We start from the raw sequence: 16,681 nt of genomic DNA, 5'->3' as shown, positions 1-16,681 counted from the left end.
GATCAGGCGGTCAGCAACCGCAGCCCGTAAACACGCAGAATCTCGTTAACGGGCTGGAACCACGTACGGCCACCGCTCGAGCAGTTGCCGTACCCGCCGGACGTCACGCCCTGCGCCTGGTCGCCGGTGATGAACGAGCCACCCGAGTCGCCCGGCTCCGCGCACACGCTGGTGCCGACCATCTCGTAGACCGCGCCCTGCTGGTAGTTCACGGTCTCGTTGCGGCCCTGGACGACACCGCAGTGCCAGTGCGAGGTCGAACCGGAACGGCACACCGACGTGCCGGGCGGGGCCTCCCACGAGCCGCGCACCAGGGCGTCGCTCACCTGGCCCCAGCCGAGCACGACCGCCACGTTCCACCAGCCGCCACCGGTGCGAACCCAGCCGTAGTCGTTGGTGGGGAACGAAGAGCCGACGAACTCACCCTGCCACGAACGGTCCCAGCCGTAGACGTTCCAGGCGCCGACGTTGCAGTGACCGGCGGTGACGTAGCCGCCCTGCACGGAGAACCCGATCGAGCAGCGGACGTTGCCCGTGTAGAACGGGTCGCCGCCCACGGTGCCGGCCGCGAACGTCTGCGGCTTCTGGACGCCCTCGGTGTTAACGACTACATCCTTTGGCAGACCCGCGAGATCAGCCCCAGGCAGAGCATCGACCACCACGGCGCCGCGCTGGACGTCGACCCGCCACCCGGCGACGTCCTTCGACACCGCACCGGCCTTCGACAGTCTGTCGATGTTGTTCTTGGACGCGGTCAACGAGGCGAAGGTCTTCGTACGCAGAACCGGCTGTGCTCCAGCGGCTTTCACCGCGTCGAGCTTCGCCGGGTCGGTCACCGCGACCTGGAGCTTGCCGTCGGCGAACCAGCTGCCGCCGTAAGCGTCGGCAGCGGCTTCCTGGGCGGCGGGCGCGATCTTCAGCGCCACCTTCTCCTGGCGGATCCTGGTCAGCGCCTGCGCGGTGCTGATCCCGAAGTCTCGGCTCATGGCGTCGACGACGTCGGCGGAAGCCGCCGCGGCGGGGATTGTGATCGTGCTCAACACGATCGCTGACACGGAAACTGTGCGTAGCAGCATGATTTCTCTCCTACGGTGCCCAGGGCGAGCTCACGGCCCAGCTCACGTCCTGGTTGTACGAGGCAGGGTTGTCGTACGTGTGCGCGCCGCCGTTCGAGGCGACCCAGACCTCCTCCTGGTAGTGCCGGATGTTGGTGCCGAGCTCGTTGACCGACTCCAGCCGCACACCGCCCTCGCCCGGCTGGGCGCAGAACGTGGCGTCGCGGCGGAACAGGTCCGTGTTCTCGCCTGCGTTGAGGCGAACGCGGAAGTCGGCGTGCCGCAGGTAGCTGCCGGGAAAGTTGCGGGACTCCAGCGAGTAACAGGTCGGATCGGCCAGTCCGCGCCTGATCACGAACGTCGAGTCCGCCTTCAGCAGACCGTCACTCCCGCTCGTCACGACGTCGGTGCGCGCCAGGCCGTCGCGGTGCCGCAGGTAGCGATCCGTGAAGCCCGGTGTGGTGACGCGGAACGACCTGGCCTGGTCCAGCGGCAGGTCCGCACCGCTGCGCCATTGCGCCACGCTCACCGCCCAGGTGGTGTCAGCGGCGAACGACGTCGGGGTGTCCCAGGGGTTCGGGCCGCCGCTGCGCGCCAGATACACGTTCTCGTTGAAGTGCCTGATGAAGCTGCCGCGCTGGCTGAACGACTCCAACGCGCTGCCGCCAGAGCCTTCCCGCGCACAGAACGTGGCATCGCCGGCGTTCGGGTTCGCCGCGATGCCGATCCGGGAGTTCGCGTGGCGCAGGAACATTCCCGGGAAGTTCCGCGACTCGAACGACAGGCAGGACGCGTCCGCGAGTCCGGGACGCACGTGGAAGGTGGCGTCCAGGCGGTCGAGATCGGAGCTGGGCACATCGGTGCGGGCGAGGCTGTCGCGGTGGCGCAGATAGCGGTTGGTGTACCCGGATGTGGTGACGCGCAACGACACCACATCGTCCGGCCCCACCGCCGTGCCGTTCGCGATCGCGAGAACCTTCTGGTTGATAGCGCGAACACGGGACTCGGTCATCTTCAGCACGCGCCGGTCGTAGGTGTAGAAGCCGTTGACCTCGTTCTCGACGTCGTACGGTTCGGTGTAGACAGACGCGGACAGCCCGCGCGTGTGCACCAGACGGGCGACCTGCTTGACGATCTCCTCGTACCGCTTGGTCAGCGACTGCTCGTCCGGATACAGGGCGCCGTAAGCGAATCCCTTGCCCGGCTCGTACTCGTGGCCGACAACTCTGCGGCCCAGACCGCCGAACTCGCCGAGCATCGCCACCCTGTTGTTGTCCGGCAGCCGATTGCCGGTCGTGATCTGGTACGAGTGGTCGTCGATCACGTCGCCGTTGCCCGGATCGGGATCCGAGAGGCAGCAGTTGGAGCCGGAGTTGTGATTGATCAGGCGGGTGTTGTCGATGCCGCGCACCAGGTTCACGATCCTGGCTGCGTCGTACTCGCCCCAGCCCTCGTTGAACGGCACCCACTGCACGATCGACGTGATGCCCTTGAGCTGGTCGATGATCCTGCGCAGCTCGGACTCGTAGTTGGCGTGCGAGTTCGGCGCCTCGCCGACCGCGTCGACCGCCGGCATGTCCTGCCAGACCAGCAGGCCGAGCTTGTCCGCGTGGTAGAACCAGCGCGCCGGCTCGACCTTGATGTGCTTGCGGACCATGTTGAACCCCAAGGCCTTCTGGCGTTCGAGGTCCCAGCGCAGGGCTTCGTCGGTCGGCGCGGTGTAGATGCCGTCCGGCCAGTAGCCCTGGTCGAGCGTGCCCTGCTGGAAGACGAACTTCCCGTTCAGCAACGGCCGCATGACTCCGCCGACCATCGCCTTGCCGAGCGAGCGCATGCCGAAGTAGCCGGTCACGGCGTCGCCGTCGGCCAGCGTCACTCTCAGGTCGTAGAGGAACGGGTCATCGGGCGACCACAGCCTGGCGTTCGGCACCGGGATCCGCAGCGAGCTGCCGGTCGTACCGGTCTGCCTGCCGACCACCTGTCCTCCGCTGAGCACCTCGGCCGTGACCGACTGCCCCGCCGTGCCCTGCACGACCAGGTCCAGCGCGCCCGCTCCGACGTTCGGGGTGGTGTCGAGGCGGGTGATGTTCGCGCTGCGCACCGGTTCCAGCCAGACCGTCTGCCAGATGCCGGAGGCCGCGGTGTAGAAGATCCCGTCGGGGTTGCGGCGTTGCTTGCCGATCGGATAGCGGCTGCCGTCGACCGGGCTGTTGACGCCCACAATGATCTCGTTGGTGCCTGCTTGGAGCGCTGAGGTGATGTCGAACGAGAACGCGTCGTAGCCGCCGGTGTGGGTGCCGACCTGCCTGCCGTTGACCCAGACCCTGCTCTCCCAGGTGACGGCACCGAAGTTCAGCTTGATGTTCCGGCCGTTCCAGGTGGGCGGAACGGTGAAGGTGCGGCGGTAGAACATGTTGTCCTCGTGCCGTTTGACACCCGACAGCGCGGACTCGATCGGGTACGGGACGAGGACGCCTTCGGCCAGTGGCCTGCCGATCGGCGGGGAGTTCAGGTTCGGTGCACCGGAGAACTCCCAGACGCCGTTGAGGTTCTGCCACTCGGCGCGGACCAGCTGCGGGCGCGGGTACTCGGGCAGAGCGTTCGTCGGCGACACCTGGTCGGTCCAGGGTGTCGTGAGCGGAGGAACCTTCGGTTGCCACTCCGCGGCGTGTGCTGTTGGTACGACTGTGGTGGCTGTGATGAGGATTCCGACCAACACGCCCAGGACGCGTCTGGTCATGATGCTCCTATCTGCGCAGTATTCGTTGCAGAACAACGACGATGAGCAGGAACACCCCGCTCACCACCGACTGGTAGTTGCTGTCGAGCGTGCCGATCTGGTTGATCACGTTCTGGATGACCTTGATCAGGCCGACCCCGATCACGGTGCCGAGCACCGTCCCCATACCCCCTGACAACAGAGTGCCACCGATGACCACCACCGCGATGGCGTCCAGCTCGGTGCCAACTCCTATGACCGTGACGCCGGACTGCAGATACGCCGCGGTCAGCGCTCCCGCCAGGCCTGCCAGCGTGCCGCTCATCGTGTAGACACCGATCTTGGTCCTGGCGACGGGGACGCCGAGCAGGACGGCGGACTGCTCGGCGCCCCCGGTGGCGAACACGTTCTGGCCGAACGTGGTCCGGTTCAGGATCAGTCCGCCCAGGACTGCCAGCGCGGCCGCGATGAAGATCGGGTAGCCGAAGCCGAACACCGTGCCGCGGCCGAGTTCGACGAACGCCGAGTCCGGGGCGATCTGGTAGGTGTTGGCGCCCTCGTCGGTGATGGCGAGCAGGAGTCCGCGGGCGAACAGCAGCGACGCCAGCGTGACGATGAACGGCGCCATGTTCGTGCGGGCGATCAGCAGCCCGTTGACCAGTCCGACAGCGCCGCAGACGAGCAACGGCAGTGTTAGCGCTACCAGGAAGCCGTACTGCGAGCCCCACGCCGCCAGCACGCCGCCGAGGGCGTAGAGCGAGCCGACGGACAGGTCGATGCCGCCGGTGATGATCACGAACGTCATGCCGAGCGCGATCACCGCGAGGAACGAGCCCTGCAGGGCGAGATCGCGGAGGTTGTCGAGGCTGCCGAAGCGCGGGAACACCAGCCACGACACCGCGACCATCAGGATCAGCGCGACGGCGGCGCCCTGGCGTTGCAGCATCTTCGACCCCGCGCTGTACTGCCTGCTCGTTTCGGACACAGTGGTCATCGGCGCTCCCGTGCCACGTACACGGCGGCGACGATGATCGCGGCCTGGATCATCTGCGCGATGGAGTCGGGCAGGTTGTGCTTGATCAGCGTGGCCCGGACGAGCTGCATCAGCACGACTCCCATGACCGTGCCCAGCACGCGCACCTTGCCGCCGGTGAGCGGAGTTCCGCCGACGACCACGGCGGTGATGGCGGACAGTTCCATCAGCAGGCCCATGTCGGCGGGGTCGCTGGCGGCGAGCCTGGACGTGGCCAGCACGCCCGAGACCGCCGCGAGCACGCCGCAGATGGTGTAGACGCCGATCAGCACGCGGTTCACCGGGAGGCCGGCGAGCGTGGCCGCCTTGCGGTTGCCGCCGATCGCGACGAGCTGGCGTCCGAACGTGGTGCGGTTGGTGAGTGCGGCGACGGTAAGCGCTGACAGGCCTGCGATGAGCACGCTGATCGGGATCCCGAGCAGGTCGTCGGTGCCGAGTGCGAGGAACGCCGGGTCGTGCAGCTGGACCAGCTGGCCGTCCGCGATGACCAGTGCGAGGCCTCTTCCGCCCACCAGCAGAGCGAGTGTGGCGACGATCGGCTGGATGCCCACCTTCGCGACGAGGAAGCCGTTGAACGCTCCTGCTGCGAGGCCGACTGTCAACGCCATCAGGATGGCCATCAGTGGTCCCGCGCCGAGGTAGAGCGGGATGATCGCGGCGGCGAGCGCCATGACCGCGCCGACGGACAGGTCGACGCCTTCCGTGCCGATGACCAGGGCCATGCCCAGAGCCACGATCAGCACCGGCGCGGCCTGGACGAGCTGGGTGCGGAAGTTGCCGATCGTGAGGAAGTTGGCCGTGAACAGGGCGTTGAACAGCAGCAGCGCCACAACAGCGACGTAGACACCGTTGTCCTGGAGCCAACCCGTTCTAGCGGCTGTTCTGGTTGCTTGCAGCGTCATCCATCACCTCCGCCGCGATGGCCTTGAGCACGTGCTCGCGGGTGAGCTGGGCTCCTTCCAGCTCACCCGCGACCTCCCCGTCGCGCAGCACGATGAGCCGGTCCGCGCCGTCGAGCAGCTCGTCCAGCTCGGAGCTGATCAGCAGCACTGCCAGGCCTTCCTTCGCGAGCTCGTCGATCAGCGCCTGCACCTCCGCCTTGGCGCCGACGTCGATGCCGCGCGTGGGCTCGTCGAGGAGCAGGATCTTGGGTTCGGTGCACAGCCAGCGGGCCAGCAGCACCTTCTGCTGGTTGCCACCGGACAGTTCCGCGACCTTCTGCTCCGGGCTGGACACCTTGATGCGCAGGCGTCTGATGAACGTGTCGACGATCCGGTCCTGTTTGGACCTGCTGGTGATGCCGAACCGGCTGAGCCTCGGCAGCGCGGCCAGCACGATGTTCTCGCGCACCGTGAGGTTCGGGATGATCCCCTCGGTCTTGCGGTCCTCGGCGAGCATGCTGATGCCCGCCTTGGTGGCCGCCTTCACGTTGTGCGGCACGGGTTTGCCCGCGACGAGCACCGTGCCGTGGTCGAGCGGGAGCGCGCCGATGATCGCTTTGGCGGTCTCGGTGCGTCCTGAGCCGAGGAGTCCGGCCAGACCGACGACCTCGCCCGGTCTGATCGAGACGTCGACGCCACTGATCCGCGGCTTGCTGGTCAGGTCGAGCGCTTCCAGCACCGGCTGGGTGTCGGCGTGGTGATCTTCGCCGAACGCCGTGGTGCCGTGTTTCTGGATCTCGTTCACCGATCTGCCGAGCATCAGCGAGACGAGTTCGATGCGCGGAAGTTCTTCGAGGGACCCACTGTGAACGCTGACACCGTCCCTCAGCACCGTGACGGTGTCGCAGATCCGGTAGAGCTCGTCCATCCGGTGGCTGACGTAGATGATCGCGATCCCTTGTTCGTGCAGCTTGCGAACCACGTCGAGCAGCGTCTCGACCTCGCGCGGTTCGAGCGACGACGTGGGTTCGTCCATGATCACGACGTCCGCGTCCGCCTCGACCGCCCTGGCGAGCGCGACCATCTGCTGCTCCCCGACCGCGAGTGTCCCGAGTGGACTGCTCACGTCCGCCGTGACTCCGTAGCCTTGGAGTAGTTCTTGGGCTTCGGCGTCACGTCTCGTGCGGTCGATCAGGCCGAGCCGGTTGCGCGGTTCCCGGCCCAGGAACAGGTTGGCGGCCACGCTCATCAGCGGGACGAGGTTGACCTCCTGGTAGATCGTGGAGATCCGCCCGTTCCTGGTGATCCGGCCGCCGTCCGGGCTGTGGATCCCGGTCAGCACCTTGATCAGCGTCGACTTGCCGGCGCCGTTCTCGCCGACCAGCGCGTGGATCTCGCCTCTGTTGAGCGTGAAGTCCACCTCGTCGAGGGCTTTGACGCCGGCGAACGTCTTGGTGACGCCGGCGACCTCGATCACCGGCTCAGTAGGCATTGCCGAGCTTCTGCTGGGCGTTGGTGCTGTCGTACTCGTCGTCGGAGATCACGATGTTCTGCGGGATCTCGTCACCCTTGGCGAACTTCTCCAGCGTCTCGAACGCGAGCGGCCCGAACCGCGGGTTGGACTCGACCACGGCGGTGTAGCTGCCGTCCGCGACGAGCTGCACGGCGTTCTGCGTGCCGTCGATCGACACGATCTTGATGTCCTTGCCGGGCGCCTTGCCCGCGGCCTTGAGTGCGGTGACAGCGCCGACACCCATCTCGTCGTTCTCGGCGTACACCGCGGTGATGTCGGGGTTGCTCTGGATCAGCTGTTCCATCACGGCCTGGCCCTTGGACCTGTCGAACTCGCCGGTCTGCTCCGCGACCACGCTCAGGCCGCTGCCGGCGATCCCGTCCTTGAAGCCCTTGGTGCGGTCGACCGTGACGTTGTTGCCCGACGCGCCCAGCAGGATCGCGACCTTGCCGCTGCCGCCGGTCGCCTTGATCATCTGCTTCGCGGCCCGTTTGCCCTGCTCGACGAAGTCACTGCCGATGAACGTCAGGTAGTCCGTGCACGGCCGGGACGTCACCTTGCGGTCGATCGTGACCACCGGGACCTGCTTGGCCTTGGCGGCCTCGAACGCGGGCTGCAGGCCGTCCGAGTTGAGCGGCGCCACGATGAGCAGCTTCGCACCGCGGTCCAGCAACGACTTGATGTCGCTGATCTGCTTGTTGAGGTCGCTTTGCGCGTTGGTGAAGAGCAGGTCGACACCCCTCTTGGCGGCCTCGTCCTTGATCGACTGCGTCTCGGCGGTGCGGAACGGGTTCGCCTCCTTCTCCGACTGGCTGAACCCGACCGTCGCACCCTTGAGCTGGACCTCTGGGTATCCGGTCTTGCTCCGCGCACAGCCGGGACCTGCGCTTTGCTGCTGCGCCGCACTCGCCGCGGGCCCGCCGCTGGTCGTGGTCTGTTGGCTCTCTCTGCTGGTGCAGCCGGTGACGAGCAGGGCGGCAACGGCGATGAGCAGGATGCGAGACATCGTTGGCTCCCGGACTGTGCGTGGTCGCGCTCTCACCGCTAGATTTGCATCGTTGTTCCAACGATGTAAAGACCGAGACTTCCCGGTACTTTTCCCGGTACAGGTGCCGGTCACCTTCGGCTAGGAGGCTGCGTGGCCACGCTCAAGGACGTCGCCCGGCTGGCGGGCGTCTCGGTGAAGACCGTGTCGAACGTGGTCAACGGCTACTCGTTCGTCAAACCCGACAACCGCGCCCGCGTCGAAGCCGCCCTGGAAGCCACCGGCTACCGCCCCAACCTGGGCGCCCGCAACCTCCGCCGCGGCCGCACGGGCTTCATCGCCCTGGTGCTCCCCGAGCTCTCCATCCCGTACTTCGCCGAACTGGCCGGCCTCGTCATCGCCGCCGCCCAGGAACACGAGTGGAACGTGCTCATCGAGCAGACCTTCGGCACCCTGTCCGGCGAACGCCTGGCTCTCGCATCCCTGGGCCCGCACCTGGTGGACGCCGCCATCCTGAGCCCGGAAGCACTGCAGGTGGAGGACTTCCAGCTCTCCGTACCCGCCGTGATGCTCGGCGAGCACGCCGTCGACGTCCCGTTGTCGCGCGTGGGCATCGACAACGTGGCCGCCGCGACGTTCGCCGTCCGGCACCTGATCTCGTTGGGCCGCCGCCGAATCGCCGCGATCGGCGCGAACCCCCAGCGCGGCACCGCGGCCCTGCGCCTGGAGGGCTACCGGGCGGCGTTGGCCGAGGCGGGTCTGCCGTTCGACTCCTCACTGGTCGTGCCCGCGCTGAACTACCACCGCGCGGACGGCGCCGCCGCGATGAAGGCCTTGCTGGACATGCGAAACCCGCCCGACGCGGTGTTCTGCTTCAACGACCTGCTGGCCGTCGGCGCGATGCGAACGGCCGCCGAGCGCTTCGTGCGCGTCCCCCGCGACCTGGCCATCGTCGGCTTCGACAACAACGACGAGAGCGCCTACAGCTCACCTTCCCTGACCTCCATCGCCCCGGACAAAGCGGCCATCGCCCGTGCCGCCGTCGACCTTCTCCGCGAACGCGCCGGTTCGCCCGACATCGAGCTGGACGACGTGCAGACGCCGTTCTCCTTGCAGGTCAGGGAAAGCACGGTGACCCGGTGAAGTTCGGCCCGGACCACATCGTCTTCACGACCTACGCCTTCCCGTGGGCAAGCGTCCATCCACATGGGACTTTGACCGCCTCCTCGATCCGTGACGCCTCGGTCGACGCCGGGCCGCCCGAGATCCGCACGCGAGCCGGCGAGACGTTGTTCGTGTCGTGGGAGGACAAGGCCGGCCTGGCCCAGTTCTGCCTGCGCCACTCGATCCCGCTGGTGCGCCGGTTCGACGTCTGGGGCAACCTGCTCGAGCCGTTCCTGGACACGGAGTTCGGCCCGGAACACGAGGCGGCCACCGACGCCCGGCTGCGATCCGCCGGGCTCCCGCAGTCCGAGATCGATGCCATCCGGGAACGCCTCACGCCGCTGATGCGGTCGTACAACTTCGACAGCGGGCTGTGGGAGTGGTGCGATCTCGGCCTCTTCGACCTGCTGAACGCGTTGAACGGCAGCCTGGTCGACCGCGCGCTCCTGCCCGCGTTGGGCGACCTGAATGAGGTCTACCAGTGGGCCATGGAGATCGCGGACCTGCAACAGCGGACGTAACTCCGTCAAACGACCATGGCGGCGGCCCGGCAGCGGTTCTCCTCGATCGGTCTGTGGAGGGTGCGGTACAGCTCGGCCGCTTCGAGGAACAACGCGGCGGCCAGGGCGGCCTGCCCGGCCGCCTTGCGCAGTTCGGCCCTGACCTCCCAGAGCGCGGCCGACCACGGGCCGCCCTGCCACAGCCCGCTGATCCGTTCCGCCTCGGCCAGGTGCCACCGCGCCCGGCTCAGGTCGTTCACCCTGGCGCAGGCGCGGGCCGCTTCGATCCGGAACGCCATCGAGCACGGATCGCACACGTGTGCCGCCTCGGCGATCAAGCGCTCGCCGTCGCGGACCGCAGCGAGCGTCTCGACCGGCCCGTCGGCGGCGAGCACGCGCAGTCCGTGGAGCCGGATGACGAGGTGGGATCGGATGCCCGCCGCGCGGGCGAGTGGCATGGCACGGTCGAGCAGTGCGCCGGCCAGGGTCCGGTCGCCGCGCCGGACGTGCGCTTCCGCGGCACGTTCGAGCGAGATGCTCTGCGCGGAAAGGCACCCCGCGCGCTCGGCGTCGGCCAGTGACTGCTGGAGGTGCGTGGTCGCCTCGTCGAGGTGGCCGGACAACAGCGCGAACTCGCCCAGCAGCAGGTGGGCCAGCGCCCGCCCGGCCGCCGAGCCCGCGGAGGTCGCGATGCCGAGCAGGTCCCGTCCGAACGACTCCGCGCCCTCGTGGCCTTCCGGTCCGTAGAGGTAGAACTCCTGGAAGCACAAATGCGCGTCGAACACGGCGCCTTCCAGGCTCGCGGACCGCCTGACGGAGTCGGCGAACTCGTGCCGGAACTGCTCGTGCCACGTGCCTCGGGCGTAGGCCACGAGCGCCAGCAGCTTCGACGCCTCGCCCAGTTCGTGCCCGAGGCCGGCGTCCACCGCCAGCGCCCGTGCTCTCCTCGCCAGCCGCTCGGCCTCCTCGACGTTGCGCCGTCCCCAGGCGACCAGCCCGTTGGCCAGGGTCACCGCGACCGTCTGCCGCACCGACGGCGGCTCGGTCCCCTCGGCCAGCGCGGTTTCGTACAGGGCGACCGTCTCGCCGTCCGGTCCGACGCCGACGAGTTCCCGCAGCGCGTCCCGCAGTCGTTCGAACTGGCGCAACGCTTCGCGGCGCCGCCCGGCCGCGAGGTGACGCCGCATGATCGCCCGGTGCGCTTCCTCGTCGGTCGCGTCGAGCTCCAGCAACCGGGTCCAGTCACCGGCGGCGCGCAGCAACGCGAGGTAGCGGTTCCTCGCTTTGGCCCGCGGCTCCTCCGCCCACCACTCGTACCGATCGTCCGGCAGCACGTCGGCGCCGTAGGCCGCGGCCGCCGTGGCACACGCCCGCGGGTCGCCCGACGCCAGCGCGGCGTCCGCGGTCCGGTTGAACCGTTCGAGGTCGCAGTCGAGGCATCCGCCCGGCCACAACGCCAGCACCTGGCCCTCCACGGCGATCGCGCCGGGGTCGCCGAGCGCCCGGCGGGCGTAGTGCACGGCCTTGCGCAGGTTCGCGCCCGCCGCGTCGACGGGCAGGTCCGGCCACAGCAGCTCCATCACCTGCTCGCGGTGCAGCCGGTGCCCGGTCTCGATCGCCAGGAGCTTCACCACGTCGGCTGCTCTCCGGCTGCGCCAGGCGTGGCTGGGGACGGGGCTGCCGTCCACGGTGACGCCAAACCCGCCGAGCACACGCACCTGACAGGTGGCAGGCATGGGCCGACCTTACGTCGGCCCGTCTGGGAACGCTCGGGGAACGCCGTGCTGCCTAACCTCGGCCCGCACATCGAAAAAGGAGGAACGCGATGCTGTTCATGGATGTCCACAACGAACTGCCCGACGGCGCCACCGCGAAAGACGTGGCGGAGGCGCACGAAGCCGACCTGCGCACCCAGGACCAGCACGGCGTGCGCTACCTCAGCTACTGGGTCGACGACCAGGCGGGCAAGGTCTTCTGCCTGGTGGACGCCCCGGACGCGGAGGCGGCGCACAGAGTGCACCGCGAAGCGCACGGTCTCGTCGCCGACGAGATCTACCCGGTCGTGCAGGGGTAGGCGAGTTCGACTCGTACCGGCGGGCGATGCCGTTGGTTACGGCATCGCCCGCGGCGGCTTCTCGTACCACCTCGAAACTTGCGACAAAGCCCGGCGTACAGCTAGCCAACGTATGCCGCGTAAGCGGCCGGGTCGAAGAGCACGAATCTGACCAACGCCACCGGTGCGTCCGCCACCGCAGCCCGTGCGATCTGCGCCGCCGACTCCACCGGCCACCGATAGATGCCGGTCGAGATCGCCGGGAATGCCACCGACGCGGCACCCAGCTCAGCCGCCACCCGCAGCGAGTTGCGGTGGCAGTCGGCCAGCAGTTCCGAGCGGTCCTCCGAGGCCGACCACACCGGGCCGACGGTGTGCACGACCCACCGCGCGGGCAGGCGGCCTGCGGTGGTGGCCACGGCCTGGCCCGTCCTGAGGCCGCCGCCGTAGTGGCCCGCACGGAGCTTGCGGCACTCGGCGAGGATTTCCGGGCCGCCCTTGCGGTGGATCGCGCCGTCCACGCCACCGCCGCCCAGCAGTGAGGAGTTGGCGGCGTTGACGATCACGTCGACGTGCTGCTCGGTGATGTCGCCCAGGACGTACTCGATGGTGGCCACGTCCCGGATTGGATCACGACAGCGGGCAGGTGGCCACGTCCGCAGGCCTCGGCAAGGTCGTGGACGGAGGCGGCGTGACACCGTCCAGCCAGCGTTCCAGCGCAACGAAAGCCGCGCGGTGGCACGGGGCCAGAGGGCGCAGGCGGTCCGGGTAGGCGTCCACCAGGCCGTCCACGTGAGTGCCCTGCTCGACGCGGTAGTAGCGGTGCAGGCGGTCTGGGGTCATGGCCGCGTAGACGTCGGAGTCCTGGCTGATGGGCAGGAGTACGTCGTAGGTGCCGTGCACGGTCAGCAGCGGACGCTTCAGCTTGCCGGCCAAGGCGATGCGAGAGATCGCGGGGCCGGCGATGCGGCGGCGGGCGGCATAGGAGTAGTCCGCGTCGCACGAAGGTGTTCCAGAAGCGCAGAACGGAACTCCGGCTTCCAAAGCCCCGTCGTAACCGGGGTCGAACTCCTCGCGGTAGATGCGCTGGGTCAGGTCCCAGTAGTAGCGGTAGTGGTAGTCCCACAGGAATTCCGTGCCGGCGGGGAAACCTGCGGCGACCATCGCCTCGTGGGCGTCCGAACTACCTGCGGCATGAGCAGGGTACGAACGCAGGACGGGAGGCAGGAAGGTCAGCGGGTTGGGGCCGTCGACCGTCCACAGTGTCCCCTCCCAGTCGACGCCGCCGTCGTAGAGGTGGGCGCGGTTCTCCAGTTGCCAGCGGACCAGGTAGCCGCCGTTGGAGATGCCGGTGGCGATGGTCCGGCGCGGAAAGTGGCCGTAACGTCGAGAAACGGCCACGCGAGCCGCCATCGTGAGCTCGGTGAAGCGGCGGTTCCACTCCTCCATCGCGCGGCCGTCGCGGTAGAACTGGGCACCGGTGTTGCCCTTGTCGGTGGAAGCGAAGGCGTAGCCGCGGGACAGGACCCAGTCGGAGATGGCGCGGTCGTTGGCGTACTGCTCGCGCACGCCGGGGGCGCCGGTGACGACCAGGCCGCCGTTCCAGTGGTCTGGCAGGCGCAGCACGAACTGGGAGTCGTGCGCCCAGCCGTGGTTCGTGTTGGAAGTGGAGGTGTCCGGGAAGTAGCCGTCGATCTGGATGCCCGGGACGGCCGCGGGCACGGGCAGCGTGGCGCTCGTCAGGCCCGCCCAGTCGGCCGGGTCGGTGTGGCCGGTGGCGACCAGGCCCGTGGTGGTGAGGTCGGACAGGCGGGCCAGTTGCTGATGTTCGGCGCCCGGAACGTGCACCGCGGCCGTCGGCGGGGTCAGCGCGAGTACTAGTACCAGCGGGAGCAACATAGCTGGTCAAGCTAGTGAGAGCGACCCGTCGGCGACATGGTTGCGTCCCACACAAGGCCCGCTTTGAACGTGGTGAAGCCGAACAGGTCCAGCACGCGGCGGACCTGGGGCTGGGTGCGGTGCAGGTCGAACGACTTGCCGTTGTGGTGCGCGGCGCACAGCAGGAGCAGGAGGCTGCGCAGGCCGCTCGCGGACAGGAACGTCACGTCGCCCAGGTCGATCGACACGCGGCTGGTGTCGGTGTCGGTGATGCCGGGCAGCACGGCGGCGAAGAACAGGTCGCACGTCGTCACGTCCACCTCGCCGCGGCAGGTGGCCACGAACCGGGTGCCCGTGCGCTTCGTCCGCACGGCGAACGGGCTCGTCTCACAGGCGGTCATCGGATCACTTCAGCGCACCCGAAACGCCAGCGATAGCAGCGGAAGCGAAGGCACCGGCCAAAAAGCGAAGCATCCTCAGCGTGACCGCAGGGTCTGCGAGGGCGACACCCCGTAGGCGGAGCGGTAGTGAGCGGCGAAGACACTCGGACGGGCGTAGCCCCAACGGGCGGCGATGGCCGTGACGGAGCCGTTCGCGGCGCGCAGGTCGGCATCGGCACACGAGAGGCGCACGCGTCGGAGGTACGCCATCGGCGTCATGTCGAGGTGACGGCGGAACGCGAGCTGTATCGCGCGGATGGACACTCGTGCGGCGTGGGCGATGTCTGCGGCCGTGATGTCGTCGGCGGCGTTGTTCTCGATGTACGCCACCGCGCGCCGTACGGTCAGAGGATGCGCATCACGCCGATCCGCAACGGACTCGTTGAACGCATTGGTGGGGAAAGCGGCCAGTGTTGTGGCCACGAGCAGACGTGTCGCGTTGGCCACCACGAGCGGTGAGTCCTCGAACACCGGTAGCACCTCGTCGCGCAGGTGCGCGCAGGTGGACCTCCACGCGGCGGCAGCTTGAGGCGAGAGAGGACGGCAGCCCGCGAAGGTCACCTCGTCGGCGACCTCGTCGAGCACGGCCTGGCTCAGCACGACCATCGACGCCTTCGGATCGTCGATCGCCGCCCCGAACGGCCGGTCGGGCGGCGCGCTGAGGAACACGTCGCCTGGTCGCGACAACCGGTCCTCACCGTCCGAACTGTGCCGGACCCAGCCGGACTCCACATACCCGAACACGTAGTTGCGCAGCGGATCCCCGGTCGCCTCGAGCCCGATGTGGCCGCCGATCCGGTCAAACCGGACACGCCCGAGCATTCGCGAGGTCATCCTCATCAGCGACCGATCTCGGCCGCCGTCGATGCGCAACCGCGTGTACGCCGCGCTGAGGACCTCGTGTGCCGCGTCCAAGTCAGTCACTTCGACGACCTGCTCCACAAGCTGCACGATCCTCGCCCGGCGCGGCGGTGTCCATCGGCAGTACGGATCATTCCTCTCGCACAGTGGGCTCATGCTCCACACCGACGAGGCCCCCCTCCGCTGGGCCCGTCCGGCATCGCCGAGATCAGCGCGGTGCTCCGGGAGAACGCGCTGGTCGTGCCGCGCGGTGCCGGGCACTCGCTGGAGGGCCTGGCGCAGGCGCCGAACGGCGTGGTGGTCGACATGACGACGCTCCACACGGTCCACGAGGTCCGGTCCTCACCCCGCCGGGAGAGCTGGCCGCGCTGTAGTTGGTGCCCGCGACCGAAACCGTTCACCGGCACCGGCTCCGCTACGGCTCGTCCGCGCAGCTCGTGGCGGACCAGCGTGCGTTCGTCGACGCCGGTTCGTTCGACTAGCTGGAGAGCAGGCTCAGGATCCGCTACGGGCGGCGCGAGCTCGAAGCCGTCAGCTGCTCCGGCGCGAGCACGGAAGGCCTCAAGTTCGACGACGCCGACACGTACGTCGTCAGCTGAGCAGCAGCGCGGACCGTGGTGCGAGCCAACGACGTGCTGACGAAAACGGTGCTGCGGGCAGGCGGAACGCGCTACCTCGATCCTTCGCAGAGCGTTCCGCCTGCCGAGCTCAGACCCGGACGAGCGTGGCCAGTGCGGCCTGACCCTGCTGGTTCGGGTGGAACACCGCTTCCGGACCCTCCTGACCGGGCGCCAGCGCGTCGAACCCGCGCAGGAACGGCGTGCCCGCCTCGCAAAGAGCGTGGCCGGCGAACCTGTCCGGGTAGGCGAACGGGCTGGCGTAGACCGCACCCGTGTGGGCGGCGGCGGAGCGGAGCGTGGCGTCGAGGCCGTCCGCGACCTTGTTGCCCTCACGGCGTTCCTCGGTGGTGAGGATGCCGTCGCCGCAGATCGGGTCGAGCGTGGCGCCGGGAGGGTTGCCCGAAGTGGACACCTGGCGACCGTAGCCGACCAGGATCACCCGCGCGTACGGGCTGCGCTTGCGGATTTCGGTGAGCAGCGCGGAAACGCCGCGACCCATCTGCGGCAGCTTCGCCAGGATCGCCTCGGTTGGCGCGCCGGTGCAGTCGGCCTGGATGCAGGTGCCGCCGTAGTCCGCGTAGTCGATGTCGTTGGTGCCGATGGAGAGCAGCACCAGGTCGGTGTCGCGCCGCAGCGAGTCGAGCTGGGCCGGGCGGTCCTTGAACGGGCGGGACAGGTCGGCGGTGGCGGCGCCGCTGCAGGTGACGTTCGTCAACGACGTGAGCCTGCCCTGGGCGCGCAGGCGGGAGGCCACCTGTTCGCCGTAGGAGTTGTTGCTGCGCCAGCAGTTGCCGGCGGTGCCGTCTTGATAGGCACCGGCTCCCGTGCCGGACGCGTAGGAGTCGCCCAGCAGCACAAGGGAAGTCGGGCGGGCGGCGTTCGCGGTCGGCGCGATCCCCAGAGCGGCCACGACGGCCGCGAGGACGGCAATGGTTCTCTTCACGGTGAAACCCCCAGTGTTGATGTCCTTCCCACGCTA

The 16,681-nt window shown here is 68.7% G+C and carries 15 protein-coding genes; 3 read left to right on the top strand and 12 right to left on the bottom strand.

Features of this window, described 5'->3' with window-relative positions:
- Positions 1-2 precede the first annotated feature (2 nt).
- The 6 genes from ABZX92_RS06985 to ABZX92_RS06960 are packed head-to-tail and all read right to left on the bottom strand — an operon-like array spanning position 3 to position 8,207.
- Complete coding sequence (locus tag ABZX92_RS06985; RefSeq protein WP_355554904.1) at positions 3-1,076, bottom strand: S1 family peptidase; 1,074 nt, start codon at positions 1,074-1,076, stop codon at positions 3-5.
- Positions 1,077-1,086: 10 nt separating this feature from the next.
- Positions 1,087-3,795, bottom strand: a complete 2,709-nt coding sequence (locus ABZX92_RS06980; RefSeq protein ID WP_355554902.1) for an AbfB domain-containing protein — start codon at positions 3,793-3,795, stop codon at positions 1,087-1,089.
- Positions 3,796-3,802: 7 nt separating this feature from the next.
- Positions 3,803-4,768 (bottom strand): ABC transporter permease, encoded by a 966-nt coding sequence (locus tag ABZX92_RS06975; protein ID WP_355554900.1) that lies wholly within the window; start codon positions 4,766-4,768, stop codon positions 3,803-3,805.
- Entirely contained in the window at positions 4,765-5,709 is a 945-nt protein-coding gene (locus ABZX92_RS06970; protein WP_355554898.1) for an ABC transporter permease, read from the bottom strand. Before ABZX92_RS06970 ends, ABZX92_RS06975 begins: the two co-directional genes overlap by 4 nt.
- Positions 5,678-7,180, bottom strand: a complete 1,503-nt coding sequence (locus tag ABZX92_RS06965) for a sugar ABC transporter ATP-binding protein (protein ID WP_355554896.1) — start codon at positions 7,178-7,180, stop codon at positions 5,678-5,680. The genes ABZX92_RS06970 and ABZX92_RS06965 overlap by 32 nt, the downstream gene beginning before the upstream one ends.
- On the bottom strand, positions 7,170-8,207 hold the full coding sequence (locus ABZX92_RS06960) for an ABC transporter substrate-binding protein (protein WP_355554894.1): 1,038 nt from the start codon (positions 8,205-8,207) through the stop codon (positions 7,170-7,172). Before ABZX92_RS06960 ends, ABZX92_RS06965 begins: the two co-directional genes overlap by 11 nt.
- Before the next feature lie 132 nt (positions 8,208-8,339).
- Here ABZX92_RS06960 and ABZX92_RS06955 point away from each other — a divergent pair, with 132 nt between their 5' ends.
- Together ABZX92_RS06955 and ABZX92_RS06950 are read left to right on the top strand one after the other, a co-directional pair.
- Positions 8,340-9,329 (top strand): LacI family DNA-binding transcriptional regulator, encoded by a 990-nt coding sequence (locus tag ABZX92_RS06955; protein ID WP_355554892.1) that lies wholly within the window; start codon positions 8,340-8,342, stop codon positions 9,327-9,329.
- Positions 9,326-9,871: a hypothetical protein gene (locus tag ABZX92_RS06950; protein WP_355554890.1), complete on the top strand. Its 546-nt coding sequence runs from the start codon at positions 9,326-9,328 to the stop codon at positions 9,869-9,871. The genes ABZX92_RS06955 and ABZX92_RS06950 overlap by 4 nt, the downstream gene beginning before the upstream one ends.
- A gap of 5 nt (positions 9,872-9,876) precedes the next feature.
- Here ABZX92_RS06950 and ABZX92_RS06945 read toward each other — a convergent pair whose 3' ends face one another.
- Positions 9,877-11,586 (bottom strand): BTAD domain-containing putative transcriptional regulator, encoded by a 1,710-nt coding sequence (locus tag ABZX92_RS06945; protein ID WP_355554888.1) that lies wholly within the window; start codon positions 11,584-11,586, stop codon positions 9,877-9,879.
- Positions 11,587-11,675: 89 nt separating this feature from the next.
- Between ABZX92_RS06945 and ABZX92_RS06940 the strand changes: the two genes are divergently transcribed.
- On the top strand, positions 11,676-11,924 hold the full coding sequence (locus ABZX92_RS06940) for a DUF4242 domain-containing protein (protein ID WP_355554886.1): 249 nt from the start codon (positions 11,676-11,678) through the stop codon (positions 11,922-11,924).
- Positions 11,925-12,025: 101 nt separating this feature from the next.
- Here the strand turns inward: ABZX92_RS06940 and ABZX92_RS06935 are convergent, their stop codons facing one another.
- The 5 genes from ABZX92_RS06935 to ABZX92_RS06915 all read right to left on the bottom strand — a co-directional run bounded on the left by ABZX92_RS06935 (position 12,026) and on the right by ABZX92_RS06915 (position 16,645).
- Positions 12,026-12,529, bottom strand: coding sequence for an O-acetyl-ADP-ribose deacetylase (locus tag ABZX92_RS06935; RefSeq protein ID WP_355555012.1), 504 nt, complete (start codon positions 12,527-12,529; stop codon positions 12,026-12,028).
- A gap of 4 nt (positions 12,530-12,533) precedes the next feature.
- On the bottom strand, positions 12,534-13,802 hold the full coding sequence (locus tag ABZX92_RS06930) for a tannase/feruloyl esterase family alpha/beta hydrolase (RefSeq protein WP_355554884.1): 1,269 nt from the start codon (positions 13,800-13,802) through the stop codon (positions 12,534-12,536).
- An 11-nt stretch (positions 13,803-13,813) separates the two neighbouring features.
- Positions 13,814-14,182, bottom strand: a complete 369-nt coding sequence (locus ABZX92_RS06925; protein WP_355554882.1) for an STAS domain-containing protein — start codon at positions 14,180-14,182, stop codon at positions 13,814-13,816.
- 75 nt (positions 14,183-14,257) lie between these two features.
- The gene (locus tag ABZX92_RS06920; RefSeq protein ID WP_355554880.1) at positions 14,258-15,145 is read right to left on the bottom strand and encodes an AraC family transcriptional regulator; all 888 of its coding nucleotides are present in this window, start codon (positions 15,143-15,145) and stop codon (positions 14,258-14,260) included.
- 645 nt (positions 15,146-15,790) lie between these two features.
- Positions 15,791-16,645: an SGNH/GDSL hydrolase family protein gene (locus ABZX92_RS06915; protein ID WP_355554878.1), complete on the bottom strand. Its 855-nt coding sequence runs from the start codon at positions 16,643-16,645 to the stop codon at positions 15,791-15,793.
- Positions 16,646-16,681: the final 36 nt, after the last annotated feature.

Origin of the sequence: Lentzea sp. NPDC006480, from assembly GCF_040611995.1 — a bacterium.
Lineage (GTDB): Bacteria > Actinomycetota > Actinomycetes > Mycobacteriales > Pseudonocardiaceae > Lentzea.
The sequence above is the reverse complement of the archived record's forward strand: the minus strand, read 5'-3'. Positions and strand labels throughout refer to the sequence as shown.

Coding starts and splice junctions, on each gene's coding strand:
- ABZX92_RS06940 (WP_355554886.1), top strand. CDS start 11,676: ATGCTGTTCATGGATGTCCACAACGAACTGCCCGACGGCGCCACCGCG.
- ABZX92_RS06965 (WP_355554896.1), bottom strand. CDS start 7,180: ATGCCTACTGAGCCGGTGATCGAGGTCGCCGGCGTCACCAAGACGTTC.
- ABZX92_RS06925 (WP_355554882.1), bottom strand. CDS start 14,182: ATGACCGCCTGTGAGACGAGCCCGTTCGCCGTGCGGACGAAGCGCACG.
- ABZX92_RS06960 (WP_355554894.1), bottom strand. CDS start 8,207: ATGTCTCGCATCCTGCTCATCGCCGTTGCCGCCCTGCTCGTCACCGGC.
- ABZX92_RS06970 (WP_355554898.1), bottom strand. CDS start 5,709: ATGACGCTGCAAGCAACCAGAACAGCCGCTAGAACGGGTTGGCTCCAG.
- ABZX92_RS06975 (WP_355554900.1), bottom strand. CDS start 4,768: ATGACCACTGTGTCCGAAACGAGCAGGCAGTACAGCGCGGGGTCGAAG.
- ABZX92_RS06945 (WP_355554888.1), bottom strand. CDS start 11,586: ATGCCTGCCACCTGTCAGGTGCGTGTGCTCGGCGGGTTTGGCGTCACC.
- ABZX92_RS06985 (WP_355554904.1), bottom strand. CDS start 1,076: ATGCTGCTACGCACAGTTTCCGTGTCAGCGATCGTGTTGAGCACGATC.
- ABZX92_RS06930 (WP_355554884.1), bottom strand. CDS start 13,802: ATGTTGCTCCCGCTGGTACTAGTACTCGCGCTGACCCCGCCGACGGCC.
- ABZX92_RS06980 (WP_355554902.1), bottom strand. CDS start 3,795: ATGACCAGACGCGTCCTGGGCGTGTTGGTCGGAATCCTCATCACAGCC.